A 17289-nucleotide genomic window follows, 5' to 3' on the forward strand; every position below is an offset into this window, starting at 1 on the left:
AGCTAGATGATGGGCTGACCCGTCCAGTCTCTATATCTGTTGTTCCTCTTCATTGTAAAAAACCTACACTTGTAAGGAGAGGGGGAGTGGGAGCATTTTTCTTTTGCCTCCTGCCTTCTTCCCTCTTTCTTTAACCACACCTAAAATTGGCAAAATGTCAAGGGATTTTATCGACTTTCCCCCACCTTAGCCACCAAGCCCCAAACAAGATTTAGCACCGGAAAAAATCCCCAAAATCTCTGGTCACAAACGGTCACATCCATTGTAATATAGATATAACTCACAGCCTGTTAAAGCAATCAACAAACAATTAGACTGCTCAATATATTCACGCTCCAACGAGCGATGAGTTGTATTGAGCGTGCCTATTAAGGAGCGATCGAAGCTCGTCAGACACCCCAAATATTCAGGAAGAATCATGCCATCAAGATCCGCCAACGATGTAGACGTAGCAGAGCAATATTGGCACTACCTAGAAATATCCAAGGTTGCAACTATCTTAGAAACCAACCTGGAAAGCGGTTTAGAACCGACAGAAGCCAACCATCGCCAACAGAAATTCGGGCCCAACGAACTAACGGTTAAAGCAGGGAAACCCGCCTGGTTAAAATTTATCCTGCAATTTAATCAACCCCTCCTGATCATCTTGCTGAGTGCAGGTTTAATTAAAGCAGTGATCGGAGAATGGCTCAACGCTAGCGTAATTTGGGGCGTAACAACCACCAACGCTACTATTAGTTTCATCCAGGAAGCTGGAGCCGAGAAAAAAATTGAAGCCCTAGCCCAAGCTGTCACCACCGAAGCCACAGTAATTCGGGGCGGCAAAAAATTAAGAATTCCCTCCAAAGAACTCGTTGTCGGCGACTTAGTAACCCTGACTTCCGGCGACAAAGTACCGGCAGACTTGCGCTTAGTGAAAGTCCGCGACTTGCAAATCGACGAATCGGGACTCACCGGGGAATCAGTTGCTGTCGAAAAAGAATTAGGACAATCTGGAGACTTGGTTCTGCCACAACAAACGCCACTAGCAGAACGGGATAACATGGCCTATGCCGGCAGTTTTGTCACTTTTGGCCAAGCTACCGGCATCGTAATTGCGATCGCCAATAAAACCGAAACCGGCAAAATCTCCCAGCTATTAGATCGGCACATCGACCTCACCACCCCCTTAACCCGCAAATTCAACCAATTCAGTCAAAACTGGCTGTTATTCGTGTTGGGGATGGCAACCTTGACCTTCGCAGTCAGATTGGGGCGGCCAGTCCCTGCGGGAGTTTCAGCCTTTAAAGAAGCAGTCGAACCCGCAGTCGCCCTGATTGTCGGTGCAATTCCCGAAGGCTTACCCGCCGTCATTACCGTCACCCTAGCCGTAGGCGTTTCCCGGATGGCAAATCGCCACGCGATCGTCCGCAAATTGCCCGCAGTGGAAACCCTCGGCGGCGCTACAGTCATCTGTTCCGACAAAACCGGAACTTTGACGGAAAACCAAATGACGGTGCAAGAAATCTATTCTGGCGGCGAATCCTACTCGGTTACGGGTACGGGATACAGCCCCGAAGGTGAAATTCAACTCAACCAACTGCCAATTACTGTCAGCCAAGCTCCAACTTTGCAAGAATGTTTACAAGCTGGACTCCTTTGCAACGACTCTCACCTGGAATTTAAAGACGATAATTGGATAGTCGTCGGAGATCCGACAGAAGGAGCGTTAATTGCTGCGGGCAAAAAAGCTGATTTGAGCCAGCAAATTTTGTCCAAGTCAATGCAGCGACTGGATTCAATTCCCTTTGAATCTCAGTTTCAATACATGGCGACGCTGCACCGAACTCCCAGTGGCAAAATTTTGTACGTCAAAGGTTCCGTAGAATCAATTCTCGGCCGCTGCGGTTCCAGTCTCGATACTCAAGGAAATCCGGTAGAAGTCGATCGCGAACAAATTCACCTTTCTGTCGATGAAATGGCAAAGCAAGGCTTGCGCGTCTTGGCTTTAGCGAAAAAGCCAGTACCCGAAAGCCAAAATTCCGTCGATCACTCGGATTTGGAGTCAGGCCTGGTTTTCTTGGGGCTGCAAGGCATGATTGACCCGCCGCGGGCAGAAGCGATCGCAGCCGTCCAAGCTTGTCAAACCGCCGGCATCCAAGTCAAAATGATTACCGGCGACCACATCGCTACAGCCAAGGCGATCGCCCGCCGCATGGGATTCCGCAAAACTAAACACCACAGAGAACTTGTAGCCTACACCGGTGCTCAACTCGCCGCAATGAGCAAGCAGGAACTCGGCGAAGCTGTAGAAGCAGGCTCAGTTTTTGCCCGCGTCGCCCCAGAACAAAAACTCCGCCTCGTAGAAGCTTTGCAACTTCAAGGCGAAATCGTGGCGATGACGGGAGACGGCGTTAACGACGCGCCGGCGCTGAAACAAGCGGATATCGGTATTGCGATGGGCAGCGGTACTGAGGTTTCTAAGGAAGCCGCCGACATGATTTTGACTGATGATAACTTTGCGTCGATCGAATCTGCTGTCGAAGAAGGGCGATCGGTTTACAAAAACCTGCTCAAAGCAATCAGCTTCATTCTCCCAGTCAACGGCGGGGAGTCAATGACAATTTTGCTCAGCACCCTCCTCGGTCGAGAATTGCCGATTTTGTCGCTACAAATTCTCTGGCTGAATATGCTCAACTCGATCACCATGACTGTGCCCCTGGCTTTCGAGCCCAAGTCAGCGGGAGTCATGAAACAGCAGCCCCGACCAGTAAACGAACCTTTCCTCACCGGAAATCGGATCAAGCGGATCATCGCTATTTCTCTTTACAACTGGACTCTGATTTTCGGGATGTTTGAATGGGTACGCCAAGCTCCTTGGGGAACCTTGGAACTGGCCCGGACAATGGCGATTCAAGCTTTGGTAATGGGAAGAATTTTTTACCTGTTGAGTCTCAGCCAGTTGTTGCCTTCTTTGATTGCTAAATTTAGCGGTTCTAAGGAAGAAGTTAGCGGCGCTCCTGCCCTCGGTGTGGGAATTGTCCTGGCGATAATTTTGCAGATTATCTTTGCGAATTCTCCGTTTGTCAATCGCATATTTGAGACGGCTCCGATGAACCTGGATCAGTGGTTGATTTGCTTCGGTGTCGCTCTGCCCATGATCGGTGTTGCTCTCTCCGTCAACCGCTTTGACCCGCCCAACTAATCGAACTTGTAGGTACTGCGATCCCTTAGTAATTTCGGGTGTTTAGAAACCGGGTTTCTTCAAGAAACCCGGTTTCTCTGTTTTACGGAAATCGAACCTGAAAGCCCACGCCATATCATACAGCGTATTCCAGGTTTGTGAAGTGTAGGGACACGGCACTGCGGTCTTCCTAGGAGGAGCTAACTAGAGGCGGGTGTACTTCATAAATATGGAATCTGCTGTATCCGGTAAATCACTTAGGATTAAGCGCCAATTTTAGGACACCAATGAAAACGAGTCAACCCTTTGAAAACAGCAAAATCGTATAAGAGGAATTATTTCTGTATAATTTACTACAATTAACGTAAAAAAAGTAAACATATATTAACAAAGTAAATGTACACTGGTGGCGGTATTTGCTGCTTATTGACAATAGGTTTGAATGACCCCCGATCGCCATTCGCTACAACCTTTACTCAGCAAGTCTTGGTATGAACAAGTTTTGATAAGCAAACCCGATCGCCCTTTCCAAGGGTTCGTTATCGATAGCGTGATCCTAAAAGATTTACTTATCAATCAAATTTAATAATTGTTTTAGAATTTCTGCAATAGTACGGTAGAGTTAATTATCAAGCCAAGAAAATGTGCTGCTCGCTTTTTGGGAGATCGCACCGCTCGGCCGATCGTCGAGATATTGAGTTAATCAAAAGTGTAAAATCAGCAGGGATAGTTTAAAGACTTATGCTAGCGATAAATCTTTTGCTCCCTCCTGCGAACCAGCGCTCAAAACAGTTCGCTAAATTCCATTAACGAACAGAAAAAAAGCGCATTGATAAACTTCAGTGATGTCGTTACAGAAGATTATGAATTGCAGCGAGGCTAGACTATGACAAAATTTTCAGAGCAATTTTCTCGGCGTAAATTTATCGTTACAGCAGGTGCATCTGCCGTCAGTTCAATACTGCTCAAAGGCTGTTTGGGAAATCCTCCAGAACCCGGTGCCACTGCCGGTGCTGACGGCGCGATACCCGCAGCTACCTCAGTAATGGCTGTTGCAAACGAGAAAAGAGTCGAAGGAATTGAAAGCACTAAAATCACATTGGGATACATCCCGATCGTCGAAGCAGCACCTTTAATCATTGCCCAAGAAAAAGGCTTTTTTGCCAAATACGGCATGACTGAGGTAACAGTTGCTAAGCAAGCCAACTGGGGTTCTGCCAGAGATAACCTAGAAATTGGATCGGCAGGCGGCGGCATTGACGGTGGCCAGTGGCAAATGCCCATGCCTTATCAAATTAGTAAAGGGTTGATTACCAAAAACAGCGTCCAAATCCCCATGTATGTTCTAGCCCAGTTGAACACTCAGGGAAATGGAATTGCGATCGCGAGCAAACACCAAGGCAAAGGCATCGGGCTCAAACTAGACCAAGCTGCCCAAGACTACATGAAAGGCCTCAAAAAAGCAGGCACGCCCTTCAAAGCAGCCTATACCTTCCCCAAAGCCAACCAAGACTTTTGGATTCGCTACTGGCTAGCAGCTAACGGCATCGATCCCGACACAGAAGCCGAGTTGCTAACAGTACCGTCAGCGCAAACCGTAGCCAACATGAAAACCGGCAGCATGGACGGTTTCAGTACCGGCGACCCCTGGCCCCTGCGGATCGTCACAGAGAACATCGGCTTCATGTCCGCCCTGACTGGCCAAATCTGGAAAGATCACCCCGAAGAGTATCTAGCAATTCGTGGCGACTGGGTAGACAAACACCCCAAGGCCACAGAAGCCCTGCTAGCAGGACTGATCGAAGCGCAGCAGTGGTGCGACAAACCAGAAAATCGCCCAGAATTAGTAGCCATTACTTCTGGCAGAAACTACTTTGACGTAGCTCCGGCAGTTTTGACACCTCCCTACCAGGGCAAGTACCTGATGGGTGACGGCCAACCAGCGATCGACGATTTCAAGATGAGTCCGCTGTACTGGAAAGACGACCTCGGCAACGTTTCTTATCCCTACAAGAGTCACGATTTGTGGTTCTTAACCGAAAGCGTGCGCTGGGGTTTCTTGCCAACTAACACCTTGGCAGATTCTAAGACAATCATCGATAAAGTCAACCGAGAAGATTTGTGGAAAGCCGCAGCAAAATTAGCCGGAGTTGCTGATGCTGACATTCCAAAAAGTACGTCTCGGGGCGTTGAGAAGTTCTTTGACGGCACAGAATTCAACCCGGAAAAGCCAGAAGCTTATCTCAAGAGTTTGGCAATTAAAAAAGTGTGATGGGGTCTTAGCTTCCCATAATTTAGTCTCAAAATTTAGTCTCGAAAATACACAGCACCAGACATAGGAGATTAGCAGCATGGCTGTAAGTACAAGTCGGAGAGGCGGCAATGCACAAGGAGCTTTTGGCGAGTTTTGGAAGAAGAATTCCCCAAAGATCTTGCCGCCAATTTTAGGAGTTTTGGGCTTTCTGTTGGTTTGGCAATTCTTGTCAAGTACGGGACTGATCAAACTGCCGGGGCCGATCAGCATTTGGACTGACGAACGGACGCGGATTTTGTTGCTGTATCCTTTCATGAACTCCAAAACCTACGGAATTGGATTATTTTGGCAGACTTTGGCGAGTTTGGAACGGGTGGCAAAAGGCTACACTCTCGCGGCCGTTGTGGGAATTGGTACGGGTGTTTTGGTAGGTACAAATCCTTTTCTAAACCGCGCTTTAGATCCGCTTTTTCAGTTTTTGCGGATGGTGGCCCCTTTGGCTTGGGTGCCCATTGCCCTGGCTGCACTGCAACAAAACGAACCTGCTGCTTTGTTCGTGATTTTTATCACTTCAGTTTGGCCGATTTTAATCAACACGGCTGAAGGTGTTCGCCAAATTCCCGACGATTACAACAACGTGGCGAAAGTGCTGCAACTTTCTCGTCAGGAGTATTACATCAACATCTTGTTTCCGTCGGCACTTCCTTATATCTTCACAGGATTGAGAATTGCGATCGGTTTGGCTTGGCTGGCGATTATTGCTGCGGAAATCGTGATGTCTGGGATTACGGGTATCGGCTTCTTTATTTGGAATGCTTACCAGCAAAACTACATCAGCGAAATTCTGTTAGCGGTGTTCTACATTGGGGCTGTTGGTTTGTTGCTCGATCGCATGATGGCTTGGTTGCAGCAAAAGATTGCTCCTTCTCAAGGAAAGTAGCTAATTAGATATGTTGACTGTTCACGGTTGACGGTTGACGGTTGACGGTTGACGGTTCACGGTTACAGCAATTACGAACTCCCTGGCTGAGAAACCTTTTTTTTAAACTCTTGTTAATGGATTAAAAAAAGTTTTTTGGTTGATTTAAGAAACAGGTTGCTGTATCCAGTCATATATTAACTATTAGCTGTTATATATCAACAGCGAACAGTCAACAGTCAACACTCAACAGTCAAATAACAAACTTACAAAAAAGGCAAGAAAATCATGTCTGTTTTGATTGCAGTAGAACAACTAGAAAAAGTCTTTAATCTCTCAGATGGGGGGACATACATCGCCCTCAAAGGCATCGATCTAGAAATTAAAAAAGGCGAATTTATCTCCTTAATCGGACACTCCGGCTGCGGCAAATCTACGCTGCTCAATATGGTCGCAGGTTTGGATATGCCGACAGAAGGATTGGTGACAATTGAAGGGCAAAGAATCACCCAGCCAGGCCCCGATCGCATGGTAGTATTCCAAAACTATTCGCTGCTACCTTGGCGGACGGTCAGAGAAAATATTACCCTAGCCGTAGACTCGGTAATGAGCGGCTTACCCAAAGCCGAACGCCTCGAAATCATTCAAAAACACATCGATATGGTGGGCTTGACGCCCCACGCCGAGAAGCAACCCGCACTGCTATCAGGCGGACAAAAACAGCGGGTGGCGATCGCCCGTGCTCTGGCCCTGCGCCCGAAACTGTTACTCTTAGACGAACCCTTCGGCGCTTTGGATGCTTTGACTCGCGGCAACTTGCAAGAAAAGTTGATGGAAATTTGCCAAGAGTACGAAATTAGCGCTCTGATGGTGACTCACGACGTGGATGAGGCGGTGTTGCTGAGCGATCGCATTGTCATGCTCACCAACGGCCCAGAATCGAAGATTGGCGGGATTCTCGAAGTAGACATCCCCCGCCCCCGCAAACGGATGGAAGTCGTCTCACACCCTAGCTACTACGCTCTACGTAGCGAAATGATTTACTTCCTCAATCAGCAGAAGCGGGTCAAAAAACTGCGGGCGCGGAAAGTACCCGCGATCGCCCGCCACGGCCTAGAAAAAGTCAACCTCGAACTCGGCTTTATTCCGCTGGCAGCCTGTGCTCCCCTCGCTGTCGCCAAAGAAAAAGGCTTTTTTGCCAAGCACGGGCTCGATGAAGTCCACCTCGTGCGGGAAACAAGCTGGCGCGGCATCGTAGACGGCATCGCCGCAGGTTACTTAGACGCAGCCCAAATGCCCTCTGGGATGGCGATGTGGTTGAGCTTGGGGGGCCACCAAGAGCAGCCGATTCCGACGGTAACAGCCCTCACCATGAGCCGCAATGGTAACGGAATTACCCTCGCGAGGCGCTTTTACGACCAAGGGATCTACACTCTGGCAGACTTTAAAAAAATGCTCCAGAGAACGCCCGCGCAAACCCACCGTATGGGCATCGTTCACCCTTCTTCGATGCACAACCTGTTGCTGCGTTACTGGCTGGCTTCCGGTGGCATTGACCCGGATCGCGATGTGTTGCTGAAAAATATCCCACCAGCTCAAATGATCGTTGACTTGCAGGGCGGCACTATTGACGGTTTCTGCGTCGGCGAACCTTGGAATTTGCGGGCATCGATGGAAGGAGTCGGCTTTACAGTGGCTACAGATTTGGAACTGTGGCCCGGACACCCCGGCAAAATTCTCGGAGTTCGGGAAGACTGGGCAAATGCTTATCCCAACACTCACATTGCTCTAGTCAAAGCTTTGCTCGAAGCTTGTCACTACTGCGCCGATCCAAATCACGCCGCCGAGGTTTCGGAAATTGTCGCGGGAAGGGAGTACGTCGCTACTGATAAGAGTTACATCCAACTAGGCGACCCGAGATCTGTTGCTTGCAACCTCGATACTCCGATGCGGGAATACGCCCACCACTTGTTTTCTGGAGATGGGGTGAATCGCCCAAGCCGCACCGAACAACTCTGGCACATGGTGCAGATGGCGCGCTGGGGCGATACTGTGTTCCCGCGCAACTGGGTGGAAATTCTGGAGCGGGTGGTGCGAGTCGGTGCGTTCAGCACGGCGGCGCGAGAGCTGGGGATGGCTGATATTACTTACACTCGCGGTTCTCTCAGCTTGTTTGACGGCTCGGTGTTTAATGCTGACGATCCGATCGGCTATCTCAACAATCTGGCGATTAAACGCGATTTCACGATGGCGGAAGTTGTACTCGATTCCGGCCGCCGAGCTGCTTAGAGCGGTTTTTAGTTAGATAAAAACAGGGTAATTGCTAATTGTTAGTTGTTAGTTGTTGGTTGTTAGTTGTTAATTGTTAACTGCTAATTGCTAGTTAGTAATTCCCTCTTCCTTCTTCCCTCTCGCCTCTTCCTTCTTTCCTCGCAAATCACCCAATCACAATTTCCTAAACCCATGCTCAACACCACTAAAAACCAGACGAACACCAAAACTCAAATCCAGCCGGGAAAAGGCCGCCGCCAACCTTTTTTGGTGATGGACAATGTTTATAAAGTATACCCAAACGGTTACAGGGCTTTAGAAAACGTCAATCTGAATGTAGCTGAGGGAGAGTTTATTACTCTGATTGGACACTCGGGCTGTGGCAAATCAACACTGTTAAATATGGTGTCGGGTTTTAGCCATCCGAGCCAGGGCACCGTGTCGATTAACGGAGAGCGGATTACGAAGCCGGGCCCCGATCGCATGGTGGTGTTTCAGGGTTATGCTTTACTACCTTGGCGCACGGTGTTTGAAAATGTTTATCTGGCGGTTAATGCTGTATTTCCTGAGAAGTCGAAGGTGGAAAAAAATGCGATCGTCAAAGAGCATTTGGCGATGGTGGGATTGACAGAAGCTGCTGAGAAAAGACCGCCACAAATTTCGGGGGGGATGAAGCAGCGGGTTTCTATTGCCCGCGCTTTGGCAATTCGCCCAAAAGTGCTGATTTTAGACGAACCTTTTGGTGCTCTGGACGCAATTACTAAGGAGGAATTGCAAGAAGAGTTGCTGAAAATCTGGAACGATCACCGCTGTACGGTGTTGATGATTACTCACGATATTGATGAAGCGCTGTTTTTGGCCGATCGACTGGTGATGATGACTAATGGCCCATCGGCGACAATTGGCGAAGTTTTGGAGATTCCTTTTCCGCGTCCGCGCGATCGGGTTCAAATGATGGAAGATCCGGAATACTACAATTTGCGGAACTACGCCCTAGATTTCCTGTTCCGTCGTTTTGCACACGATCACGATGCCTAATCGGTTGGCAAATCAAAGTTAAAGAGGAGAATTAGGAGACTTCTCGAAAAATTTGAATTCTTTTGCGGAGTAGGGGTTAGGCATCCTGCCGCCCCAAGACGAGCTTTTTTGCAGAAGTCTATTGAAAAGTTTAAGCCCCAGTGTTCCCCGATGTCCGGGGCACATCGCTGCGGGCGCAATTTTCCCGATCCGGTTGGGTAAACTGAAGCTTAATGGTGGGCGATAAGTTTTTTCGGACGTTCGGATCTTTTTCCGATATTTTACGTCTACCAGCGAAGAGACCCGATTGCCTAGCTGTCGGTAAGCTGGCATGAACTGAGCCCACCTTCGATCGAGGGTGGGCTTCTTCTTCATGTTATTAAGAGTTTTTGGGCGATCGGTGGTTGGTGCATTCCACCCTTGGAACTGGCACACTGCAGGAACGTTTATCGGTGTTTCATGGATTAAGGCTGTTGTCAATATAGCGGTTTTCAGTTGACTGAGGTACAGATATCGGCTAGGGAAACGGTTTAGCCTAAGTCCGGGGCGGGACTCTGTGACTTTTAACAATTGGTATAAGACTGATGATGGTAGCCAGCAGACTTTTTTAAATTGGTATTACTCAGGTTTGCACGGAAAACTCCTCTGGGTCAATATCCCAATTTACCCAGTGAATTGCATCGAGAGCCGATCGCACATCAGGCGGCACTCGCAAAGCGTGAATGAATCCCGTGCTCGGACAGGTCATTTTTAATAAATAAATATCTTCTTTTTTCGGAGCATCTCGATCCCCCTCGAAATCATCAGAATCGAAGCCGTCAATATCAGTATTAATTCTGAGCAGCGTGTATTCTTGCCAGCAATCTAACTCTGTTGCTTCCAGTTCTTCGCAAATTCTAGCATACCCAATTCCCTGAATTAATACTCGTCTTAATTCAGCATTGTCTTCTTCTAAAAACCATTGCGATCGCCAGTTGGCGGGGTGAATTTTCCCGTATTTTTCAGGTAATGTTACGCCGTGATAGGAATAGAGTTTGTAACCATCGGGGAATTCCAGTGCGCTTTCGGCATCTGCATGAAGGCGGTACTTGCTGTCAAGGCGAAACTGGCAAGGGCGCGAACACACATAACAGACATTCTCAAACGCAAAAATCCAGCCGCATTCTGCTAAAAGCTGCTTGACTGCTTCAAAAAATTTCTGTGCCTCTGGTTTGAGAACAATGCCCAAGCCAGAAACATAGAAATCTAGAAGAGTTAGAGCCTGAACTAAGTCTTGCGTAGTAACTTTAGAGCTTGAGTATTTCCAATAGTCATAAAATTCTTTATACAATTGTTGTTCTAGCTGTCCCCATCTATTGGTAAAAATATTGAACCTCGAAACTTCACTCAACAATTCATTTATTAAGGAAAAGGGGCACACCGCATCTTTTACCTGTTTGTCAAGTCGCTCGTTAAACTCAGTTTTATTTGACGTTTGCAGCATTTGTATTTGTGCTAGCGCTTCGTTAGGGCTACTGCAAAAAGTTATTTCTGGAGCTTCTAAACCGAGGAGATCGTAGGCAGCTTTAACGGCGGCTGTGGCTTTGAGAGCATCGATGGGTTTGGTAGAGTTGGCGAGAGATTCCCACGAATGACGACACTCTTCAATGAGAGCCTTCTGTTCTGGTGTAAAGTTTACCCATAGCACAGTCAAATTAGTCAGAGATTGCAGGGGCGTGATATCTGATATTTGATTGTGCCTCAGATCCAGAGAAGTCAAATTAGTCAGAGATTGCAGTGCTGTGATGTCTGATATTTGAGTGTCGAACAGAGTCAGATGAGTCAAATTAGTCAGAGATTGCAGTGCTGTGATGTCTGATATTTGATTGTCGAACAGAGTCAGATGAGTCAAATTAGTTAGAGATTGCAGTGCTGTGATGTCTGATATTTGATTGTTGTAGTACAAATTCAGCTCTGTCAAATTAGTCAGAAATTGCAAGGGTGTAATCTCTGATATTTGATTGTTGAATAACAAAGTCAGCTCTGTCAAATTAGTCAGAGATTGCAGAGGTGTGATGTCTGATATTCGTTCGCAGCCCACAGTCAGCTCTGTCAAATTAGTCAGAGATTGCAGTGGCGTCAGGTCTGATATTCGATCGCAGCCCACAGTCAGCTCTGTCAAATTAGTCAGAGATTGCAGAGGTGTGATGTCTGATATTTGATTGTCGTGCAGAGTCAGATGAGTCAAATTAGTCAGAGATTGCAGAGGTGTGATGTCTGTTCGATCGCAGTACAGATTCAGAGAAGTCAAATTAGTCAGAGATTGCAGGGGTGTGATCTCTGATATTTGATTGTGGCTCAGATCCAGCTCATTGCTACTTGACAGTATCTGGTTCGCTTCATAAATGTCAGAAGTGCCAGCTTTTTTTAACAGCACATCAACTGTATATCTTGCTGCTTCACAAAGGCTGTCTTTGTGCAAGCACCAGTCGGCAAAGCTGCTGAAAGTTATCGATGGTTTTGGTTGTTGTTCAGACATAAAATTGTTGTAAATTAGGAGAATATCAGACTAGGACTTACGCACAGGTGACCAGAAACCGGGTTGTTTACGAAAATTATTCGATGGAACTAGGAGATTGGGTAAAAAACCCGGTTTCTTGGATCTTGGTGCCTCCATAACTGTAGTTGTTAAACAGGGTTGGGGGAGTTTTAAGTTTGCACGGAAAACTCCTCTGGGTCAATATCCCAATTTACCCAGCGAATTGCTTCTTGAGCCGATCGCACATCAGGCGGCACGCGCAAAGCGTGAATAAATCCCGTGCTCGGACAGGTCATTTTTAACAAATAAACTGGCTTTGCATTACCCCTAATATCAAAATCATCGTCAAACTCGATGCTTAAAAGAGTGTATTCCTGCCAACTATCTAATTCTTTAACCGCTAATTCTTGACAAATGCGATCGTAAGTAATTCCCTGAATTAACGCGCGCCGAACTTCTGCATTCTGTTCCTTCAACACCCACTTAGACTGCCACTGGTGCGGATGTAGCCTACCGTACCATTCGGGCAAAATCACGCCGTGATAGGCGTAAATCGAAACACCGTCGGCAAATTGTACCGCTGGTGTTCCTTCAGCGTGCAAGCGGTAGTTGCTATCTGCGGAAAGTGCGATCGGCTTGGAGCAGACAATGCAAACTTTGTCATAGGGATAAATCCAGCCGCAATCCCGGACAATCGATTGAAAAACAATCCAATTTCTGGCGTAGGAATGAGGTAAATTTAGAACGGAAATGCAGAAATCCAACAAACTCCCATAAGCAGCCCACAATTCTGGTTGAATGCAATTACTGAGGTGTTTTCCTAATGTTGGCCGGATTTCTCCACTCCGCTCATCGATCACCTGTTGCGGTGGCAATTGGCTTGATATTTCGCCAGCTAAATAATTTCCCTCCGGCTCCCACAATTGCGTTTTTAGTTGAGTATAAAGTCGTTGTTCCAGTTGAGTTGGCAGTTGGTTTTGCAGTTCGGTTTCTAGTTGGCTTCCCAAATAACCCCGCAGTTGTTTTTCTAGCGGGCTACGAAGTTTTGTCTCGAATTGGCTCCGCAGTTGGCTCCTGGGATTGTCAAATCGACTGACGATTAGATCAGCAGCTTCGTAGGGGCGATCGACAAAAATGATTTCCGGTGCTTTGAGGCCGATCGCACTGTAAGCCGATTTAACTGTTTCCGCAGCTTGCGATCGATTTATCGGGCCAGTGGAAAGCGATCTCGCTCTCCACTTTTCCCGATAAACTGGAATCAAAGCTGCTTGTTCTGGCGTCAGTTTTTTAACCTTAGTCTGTGACATACCTCCAACCTTGGGGCTCATATTCCCGCTGAATTCGCACCATCCAATTACCTTCGGGAATTGCGATCGCATGGTGTTCTTCGTGACTCAATAAAGCTGTCGGTGAAAGCACCCGCAAGTACAGAGTGCCGTCTTTTTCGTAAAGTTCAGCTTGTCCCTCAATAATCTGGTGAGAATGTCCGGTGACTTCACCTTCGGCGAGAGTGAGGTGAGGTTTTTTTTCTCCTTCGATTTTCGGTACGGGGGTGAGAATCACGTCGCCTTGTCGGATGGGTTGCATAGGTTTTTTCTAAATTTTGTTTACTGGTGTCGATCGATCGAGCTTTTCTACCGTAACTCAATACTACATTGGTAATACACGGGAGTCAAGATCCACAAACCACATTCCATAACTCTTTGCTGCACTGACAGGCGTTATCTTGGATCGTGAAAGTCGCCTGGGTGAGGGCGGGTTTATAGATATTGTCGATGTGAATGAAAGATTGTTGGTGAAACCGGCCACTACAAATATTGTGGTTAATTTATGGAATCAGTTATTACTTGACATATTTGGCATTGCAACCTATTAACCTCGTCTGTGTTGACGAGAGAAGCAAAAAGCTGTTCGTGTTGGCTGGATATGACGAGGAAATTGAGATTGAAATTGCTCCAAATGGGGAGGTAGTTTAATGATCTAAGTAGATTATACTGCAATGTCAGATGGAGAAGTGAAGCGTTATTTTCTTAAAAATCGCGGGAATAGAGCTGCACTACAAGCCTACTTAGACAGGCGTAAAAAGCGGTATAATTCAATCATAAAAAAAGTGGAGATTCGGATTTAGATACTAAGATTGAGGCAGCCATTTGCCAGCAGATGCAAGAATATAAAGGTTAGTCTTCAGTCCGCGCACTTGGACGAAAGTTTGTGTAGGATAGGTGTCAACTGCCGACTCTTATCAACTAGGTTTCTAACTTGCCCTAAATTTCAAGTTGGCACCTAAAAATCCTCATAATCGACCTCCTAATTCACCCAGCGAATCGCTCCCCTTGCAGATTGCATCTCAGGCGGAACCAGCAAAGGATGAATGAATCCTGTACTCGGGCAAGTCATTTTTAACAAGTAGATTGCCTCTTTTTCAGGAACATCATCAGGATCGAAATTAGCAGGATCGAAGCCATCAATATCAGCATCAATTCTTAGCAGGGTGTATTCTTGCCAGCAATCTAATTCTGTGGCTTGCAATTCTTGGCAAATTCTGGCTTAACCAATTCCCTGAATTAACACTCGCCTTAATTCGGCATTTTCTTCTTCTAAAATCCAGGTAGATTCCCACTGATTGGGGTGAATTTGTCCGTATTTTTCGGGCAAGGTGACGCCGTGGTAGGAGTAGAGTTTGTAGCCGTCGCTAAATTCGATCGCGCTTTCTCCTTCTGCGTGTGGCCGATGTTCGCTGTCGAGGGAGAGTTTTAAAGGGCGATCGCACACATAGCAAACCTTGTCAAACGCAAAAATCCAGCCACATTCAACTAAAAGCTGCTTCAAGCATTCAAAAGCTTTTTGTGCATCTGGGTTGAGAACAATTCTAAGTACAGAGACACAGAAGTCAGCCACACAGATTTTATCCCACAGGTATGCCCGATTAACGATCGACGTTGAGTTGTCTCTACAATAGTCCCAAAAATCACGTTGCAATTCTTGTGTGAGCTGCCGCTCCCATTCTATTAATTGTGGCAAATACGAACTACTATATCTTATTAAATTAAACGGCCTATATGCCGATTCTAGCTGTTCGTAAATAAGCTGGAAAAAATCTCTTTTTAGCGGTCGCTCACCTCTTGTTACTACGAACAGATACACGCAGCAATATATGATATATTCAAATGGCAAGCAGGCGGGCTTTAGGTGTTTGTAAAAAGACTGAAAAAATTTATTTTTATTAGTGGGATCATTCAATTGTTTTAACTGTGTTAGGGCGGAGTGGGGACTAGAACAAAAAATAATTTTCGGGCAAGTCTTGCCGAGAGCTGTGTAGGCAAATTCGATCGCGGCTGCGGCACGGGCGCGATCGACTCGCTCTGTGGAATTGGCGATAGCTTTCCACAGATATTGGAGGGGTGTTAGGTCTGATAAAAGATTATTAGGCAGAGACAGCTTTTTCAAATTGGTCAGACATTGCAGGGGTGTTAGGTCTGATATTTGATTGTTTTCCAGCAGATTCAGATCGGTCAAATTGGTCAGAGATTGCAGGGGTGTTAGGTCTGATATTTGATTGTTTTCCAGATTCAGATGGGTCAAATTAGTCAGAATTTTCAGGGGTCTTAAGTCTGATATTTGATTGTTTTCCAGATTCAGATGGGTCAAATAGGTCAGAGATTTCAGGGGTCTTAAGTCTGATATTTGATTGTGGGACAGATTCAGATTAGTCAAAATGGTCAGAGATTTCAGGGGTGTTAGGTCTGATATTTGATTGTGGAACAGATTCAGATTAGTCAAAATGGTCAAAGATTGCAGGAGTCTTAAATCTGATATTTGATAGTGGGACAGATTCAGATAAGTCAAATTCGTCAGAGATTGCAGGGGTGTTAGGTCTGATATTGGATTATTTTCCAGAGACAGCCGCTTCAAATTGGTCAGAGATTGCAGGAGTCTTAAGTCTGATATTTGATTGTGGGACAGATTCAGATCTGTCAAATTGGTCAGAGATTGCAGGGGTGTTAGGTCTAATATTTGATTGTTTTCCAGATTGAGATCTGTCAAATTGGTCAGAGATTGTAGGGGTGTTAGGTCTGATATTTGATTGTTTTCCAGATTGAGATCTGTCAAATTTGACAGTATCTCTTCAGTTTTATAATAGTCATACTTTCGTGCTGTTTTTAACAGCACCATAACTGTATGCTTCGCTTCTTTTGAAAGGCTGCCCAAGTGCAAGCGCCGGGCAAAGGGGATGTAAGTTGCCGTAGGGTCTGGTTGTTGAGAGGACATAGGGCAATAACCTCCTAGAAAAGTTGCTAAAATCTGATGTCGGTATCTACCTTAAATAACATATCTCTGGCGTTTTGGGGATTATGCCAGCGATCGCACGCACTTATTAACCACCCGATCGCGATCGCCAGTATTGCAATTTGTAACTCGGACTGCGGGCGATGTCGCACTCACAAAACACTTTTCATCTAATCTCCCGAAATGCCTCGCCTCCATTCTTTAACCGCTTCCACCCTTGAAGCAATCAGCAGACAGCGAGACAATAAATTAATATCTAAATTAGGCAATATTTCGCTTTGGTCAATTTTTTCATATCCGTACGATCGCAAATGATACAGGCTAAATACTCCCTCCTCCCAAAACCAAACTTCGGGGAATCCCAAGGCTTGGTAACGATGCAACTTGCTTTCGTTGCCGCTAGTAAATACAACTTCGATCGAGAGGTCTGCCATGCCTCCCGATGCTGTGCCAATTAAGTAAGATTGGTCTGCTTATGCGGAGGCTTTTCCTTCTTTTTCCTGGGTAGAACTTCCTGTGGCTAGAACTTCCTGTGGGAGTAAAAGCGATTTCTTTTTCTACAAAATACGTACCCAGCAACAGGGCGATGACACCGCTGAAGACTTCATGTTCTTGCGAAACTGCCAAGATTCCTACCTCACCTTTGAAATAAAAAAGTCGGAGGCCGGGGGAGTCAGAAAACCCCTGCTCGATTAGCTTGAATTGTTGCCAATCAATCCCGGAGTGAATTAGGCGCTGGTCTTGTGGTTTGTCTAAGGTTGCTGTCATGGCACGACCTCCTTTAACTATATTTATAGCAATTTAAATTCACCCAAGTTTGCCAGCACATTGGTATGGTGCGTCTGACACAAAAAATTTGT

The 17289-nt window shown here is 46.4% G+C and carries 14 protein-coding genes; 7 read left to right on the top strand and 7 right to left on the bottom strand.

Annotated features, from left to right (window positions below; translation table 11 throughout):
- Positions 1-418: 418 nt before the first annotated feature.
- The 5 genes from QUA90_RS27060 (at position 419) to QUA90_RS27080 (ending at position 9645) form a co-directional block, all read left to right on the top strand.
- Positions 419-3184, top strand: a complete 2766-nt coding sequence (locus QUA90_RS27060) for an HAD-IC family P-type ATPase (RefSeq protein ID WP_333448414.1) — start codon at positions 419-421, stop codon at positions 3182-3184.
- Between the two features lie 865 nt (positions 3185-4049).
- On the top strand, positions 4050-5435 hold the full coding sequence (locus tag QUA90_RS27065; RefSeq protein ID WP_333326443.1) for a CmpA/NrtA family ABC transporter substrate-binding protein: 1386 nt from the start codon (positions 4050-4052) through the stop codon (positions 5433-5435).
- A 79-nt stretch (positions 5436-5514) separates the two neighbouring features.
- Positions 5515-6357 carry a nitrate ABC transporter permease gene (gene ntrB / locus QUA90_RS27070; RefSeq protein WP_333448415.1) on the top strand — a complete coding sequence of 281 codons (843 nt, stop codon included), beginning with the start codon at positions 5515-5517 and terminating at the stop codon, positions 6355-6357.
- A gap of 267 nt (positions 6358-6624) precedes the next feature.
- Entirely contained in the window at positions 6625-8625 is a 2001-nt protein-coding gene (locus tag QUA90_RS27075; RefSeq protein WP_333082181.1) for a nitrate ABC transporter ATP-binding protein, read from the top strand.
- A 174-nt stretch (positions 8626-8799) separates the two neighbouring features.
- Positions 8800-9645 carry a nitrate ABC transporter ATP-binding protein gene (locus QUA90_RS27080; RefSeq protein ID WP_333082180.1) on the top strand — a complete coding sequence of 282 codons (846 nt, stop codon included), beginning with the start codon at positions 8800-8802 and terminating at the stop codon, positions 9643-9645.
- 601 nt (positions 9646-10246) lie between these two features.
- On the opposite strand, the gene QUA90_RS27085 is transcribed toward QUA90_RS27080, so the two are convergent.
- The 3 genes from QUA90_RS27085 to QUA90_RS27095 form a co-directional block, all read right to left on the bottom strand.
- On the bottom strand, positions 10247-12142 hold the full coding sequence (locus QUA90_RS27085; RefSeq protein WP_333448416.1) for a leucine-rich repeat domain-containing protein: 1896 nt from the start codon (positions 12140-12142) through the stop codon (positions 10247-10249).
- 170 nt (positions 12143-12312) lie between these two features.
- The gene (locus QUA90_RS27090; protein WP_333384301.1) at positions 12313-13449 is read right to left on the bottom strand and encodes a DUF6745 domain-containing protein; all 1137 of its coding nucleotides are present in this window, start codon (positions 13447-13449) and stop codon (positions 12313-12315) included.
- Positions 13436-13729, bottom strand: a complete 294-nt coding sequence (locus QUA90_RS27095; RefSeq protein ID WP_190661966.1) for a hypothetical protein — start codon at positions 13727-13729, stop codon at positions 13436-13438. The genes QUA90_RS27090 and QUA90_RS27095 overlap by 14 nt, the downstream gene beginning before the upstream one ends.
- Before the next feature lie 230 nt (positions 13730-13959).
- Between QUA90_RS27095 and QUA90_RS30590 the strand changes: the two genes are divergently transcribed.
- The gene (locus QUA90_RS30590; protein ID WP_445242796.1) at positions 13960-14118 is read left to right on the top strand and encodes a DUF6888 family protein; all 159 of its coding nucleotides are present in this window, start codon (positions 13960-13962) and stop codon (positions 14116-14118) included.
- 23 nt (positions 14119-14141) lie between these two features.
- Positions 14142-14270: a DUF6887 family protein gene (locus QUA90_RS30595; protein WP_445300146.1), complete on the top strand. Its 129-nt coding sequence runs from the start codon at positions 14142-14144 to the stop codon at positions 14268-14270.
- 179 nt (positions 14271-14449) lie between these two features.
- On the opposite strand, the gene QUA90_RS27100 is transcribed toward QUA90_RS30595, so the two are convergent.
- The 4 genes from QUA90_RS27100 to QUA90_RS27115 form a co-directional block, all read right to left on the bottom strand.
- Positions 14450-14671 carry a hypothetical protein gene (locus QUA90_RS27100; RefSeq protein ID WP_333448417.1) on the bottom strand — a complete coding sequence of 74 codons (222 nt, stop codon included), beginning with the start codon at positions 14669-14671 and terminating at the stop codon, positions 14450-14452.
- An 18-nt stretch (positions 14672-14689) separates the two neighbouring features.
- Positions 14690-16411 (bottom strand): leucine-rich repeat domain-containing protein, encoded by a 1722-nt coding sequence (locus QUA90_RS27105; RefSeq protein WP_333448418.1) that lies wholly within the window; start codon positions 16409-16411, stop codon positions 14690-14692.
- Positions 16412-16599: 188 nt separating this feature from the next.
- On the bottom strand, positions 16600-16863 hold the full coding sequence (locus QUA90_RS27110; protein WP_333448419.1) for a hypothetical protein: 264 nt from the start codon (positions 16861-16863) through the stop codon (positions 16600-16602).
- Positions 16829-17197 carry a hypothetical protein gene (locus QUA90_RS27115; RefSeq protein WP_333448420.1) on the bottom strand — a complete coding sequence of 123 codons (369 nt, stop codon included), beginning with the start codon at positions 17195-17197 and terminating at the stop codon, positions 16829-16831. The genes QUA90_RS27110 and QUA90_RS27115 overlap by 35 nt, the downstream gene beginning before the upstream one ends.
- Between the last annotated feature and the right edge of the window lie 92 nt (positions 17198-17289).

The organism is Microcoleus sp. D3_18_C4 (assembly GCF_036702355.1).
GTDB lineage: Bacteria > Cyanobacteriota > Cyanobacteriia > Cyanobacteriales > Microcoleaceae > Microcoleus.

Excerpts from the sequence above, each read along its gene's own strand:
- QUA90_RS27110 (WP_333448419.1), bottom strand. The coding sequence starts at position 16,863 with ATGGCAGACCTCTCGATCGAAGTTGTATTTACTAGCGGCAACGAAAGC.
- ntrB (WP_333448415.1), top strand. The coding sequence starts at position 5,515 with ATGGCTGTAAGTACAAGTCGGAGAGGCGGCAATGCACAAGGAGCTTTT.
- QUA90_RS27095 (WP_190661966.1), bottom strand. The coding sequence starts at position 13,729 with ATGCAACCCATCCGACAAGGCGACGTGATTCTCACCCCCGTACCGAAA.
- QUA90_RS30595 (WP_445300146.1), top strand. The coding sequence starts at position 14,142 with ATGTCAGATGGAGAAGTGAAGCGTTATTTTCTTAAAAATCGCGGGAAT.
- QUA90_RS27085 (WP_333448416.1), bottom strand. The coding sequence starts at position 12,142 with ATGTCTGAACAACAACCAAAACCATCGATAACTTTCAGCAGCTTTGCC.
- QUA90_RS27105 (WP_333448418.1), bottom strand. The coding sequence starts at position 16,411 with ATGTCCTCTCAACAACCAGACCCTACGGCAACTTACATCCCCTTTGCC.
- QUA90_RS27080 (WP_333082180.1), top strand. The coding sequence starts at position 8,800 with ATGCTCAACACCACTAAAAACCAGACGAACACCAAAACTCAAATCCAG.
- QUA90_RS27060 (WP_333448414.1), top strand. The coding sequence starts at position 419 with ATGCCATCAAGATCCGCCAACGATGTAGACGTAGCAGAGCAATATTGG.
- QUA90_RS27075 (WP_333082181.1), top strand. The coding sequence starts at position 6,625 with ATGTCTGTTTTGATTGCAGTAGAACAACTAGAAAAAGTCTTTAATCTC.
- QUA90_RS27115 (WP_333448420.1), bottom strand. The coding sequence starts at position 17,197 with ATGACAGCAACCTTAGACAAACCACAAGACCAGCGCCTAATTCACTCC.
- QUA90_RS27090 (WP_333384301.1), bottom strand. The coding sequence starts at position 13,449 with ATGTCACAGACTAAGGTTAAAAAACTGACGCCAGAACAAGCAGCTTTG.
- QUA90_RS27065 (WP_333326443.1), top strand. The coding sequence starts at position 4,050 with ATGACAAAATTTTCAGAGCAATTTTCTCGGCGTAAATTTATCGTTACA.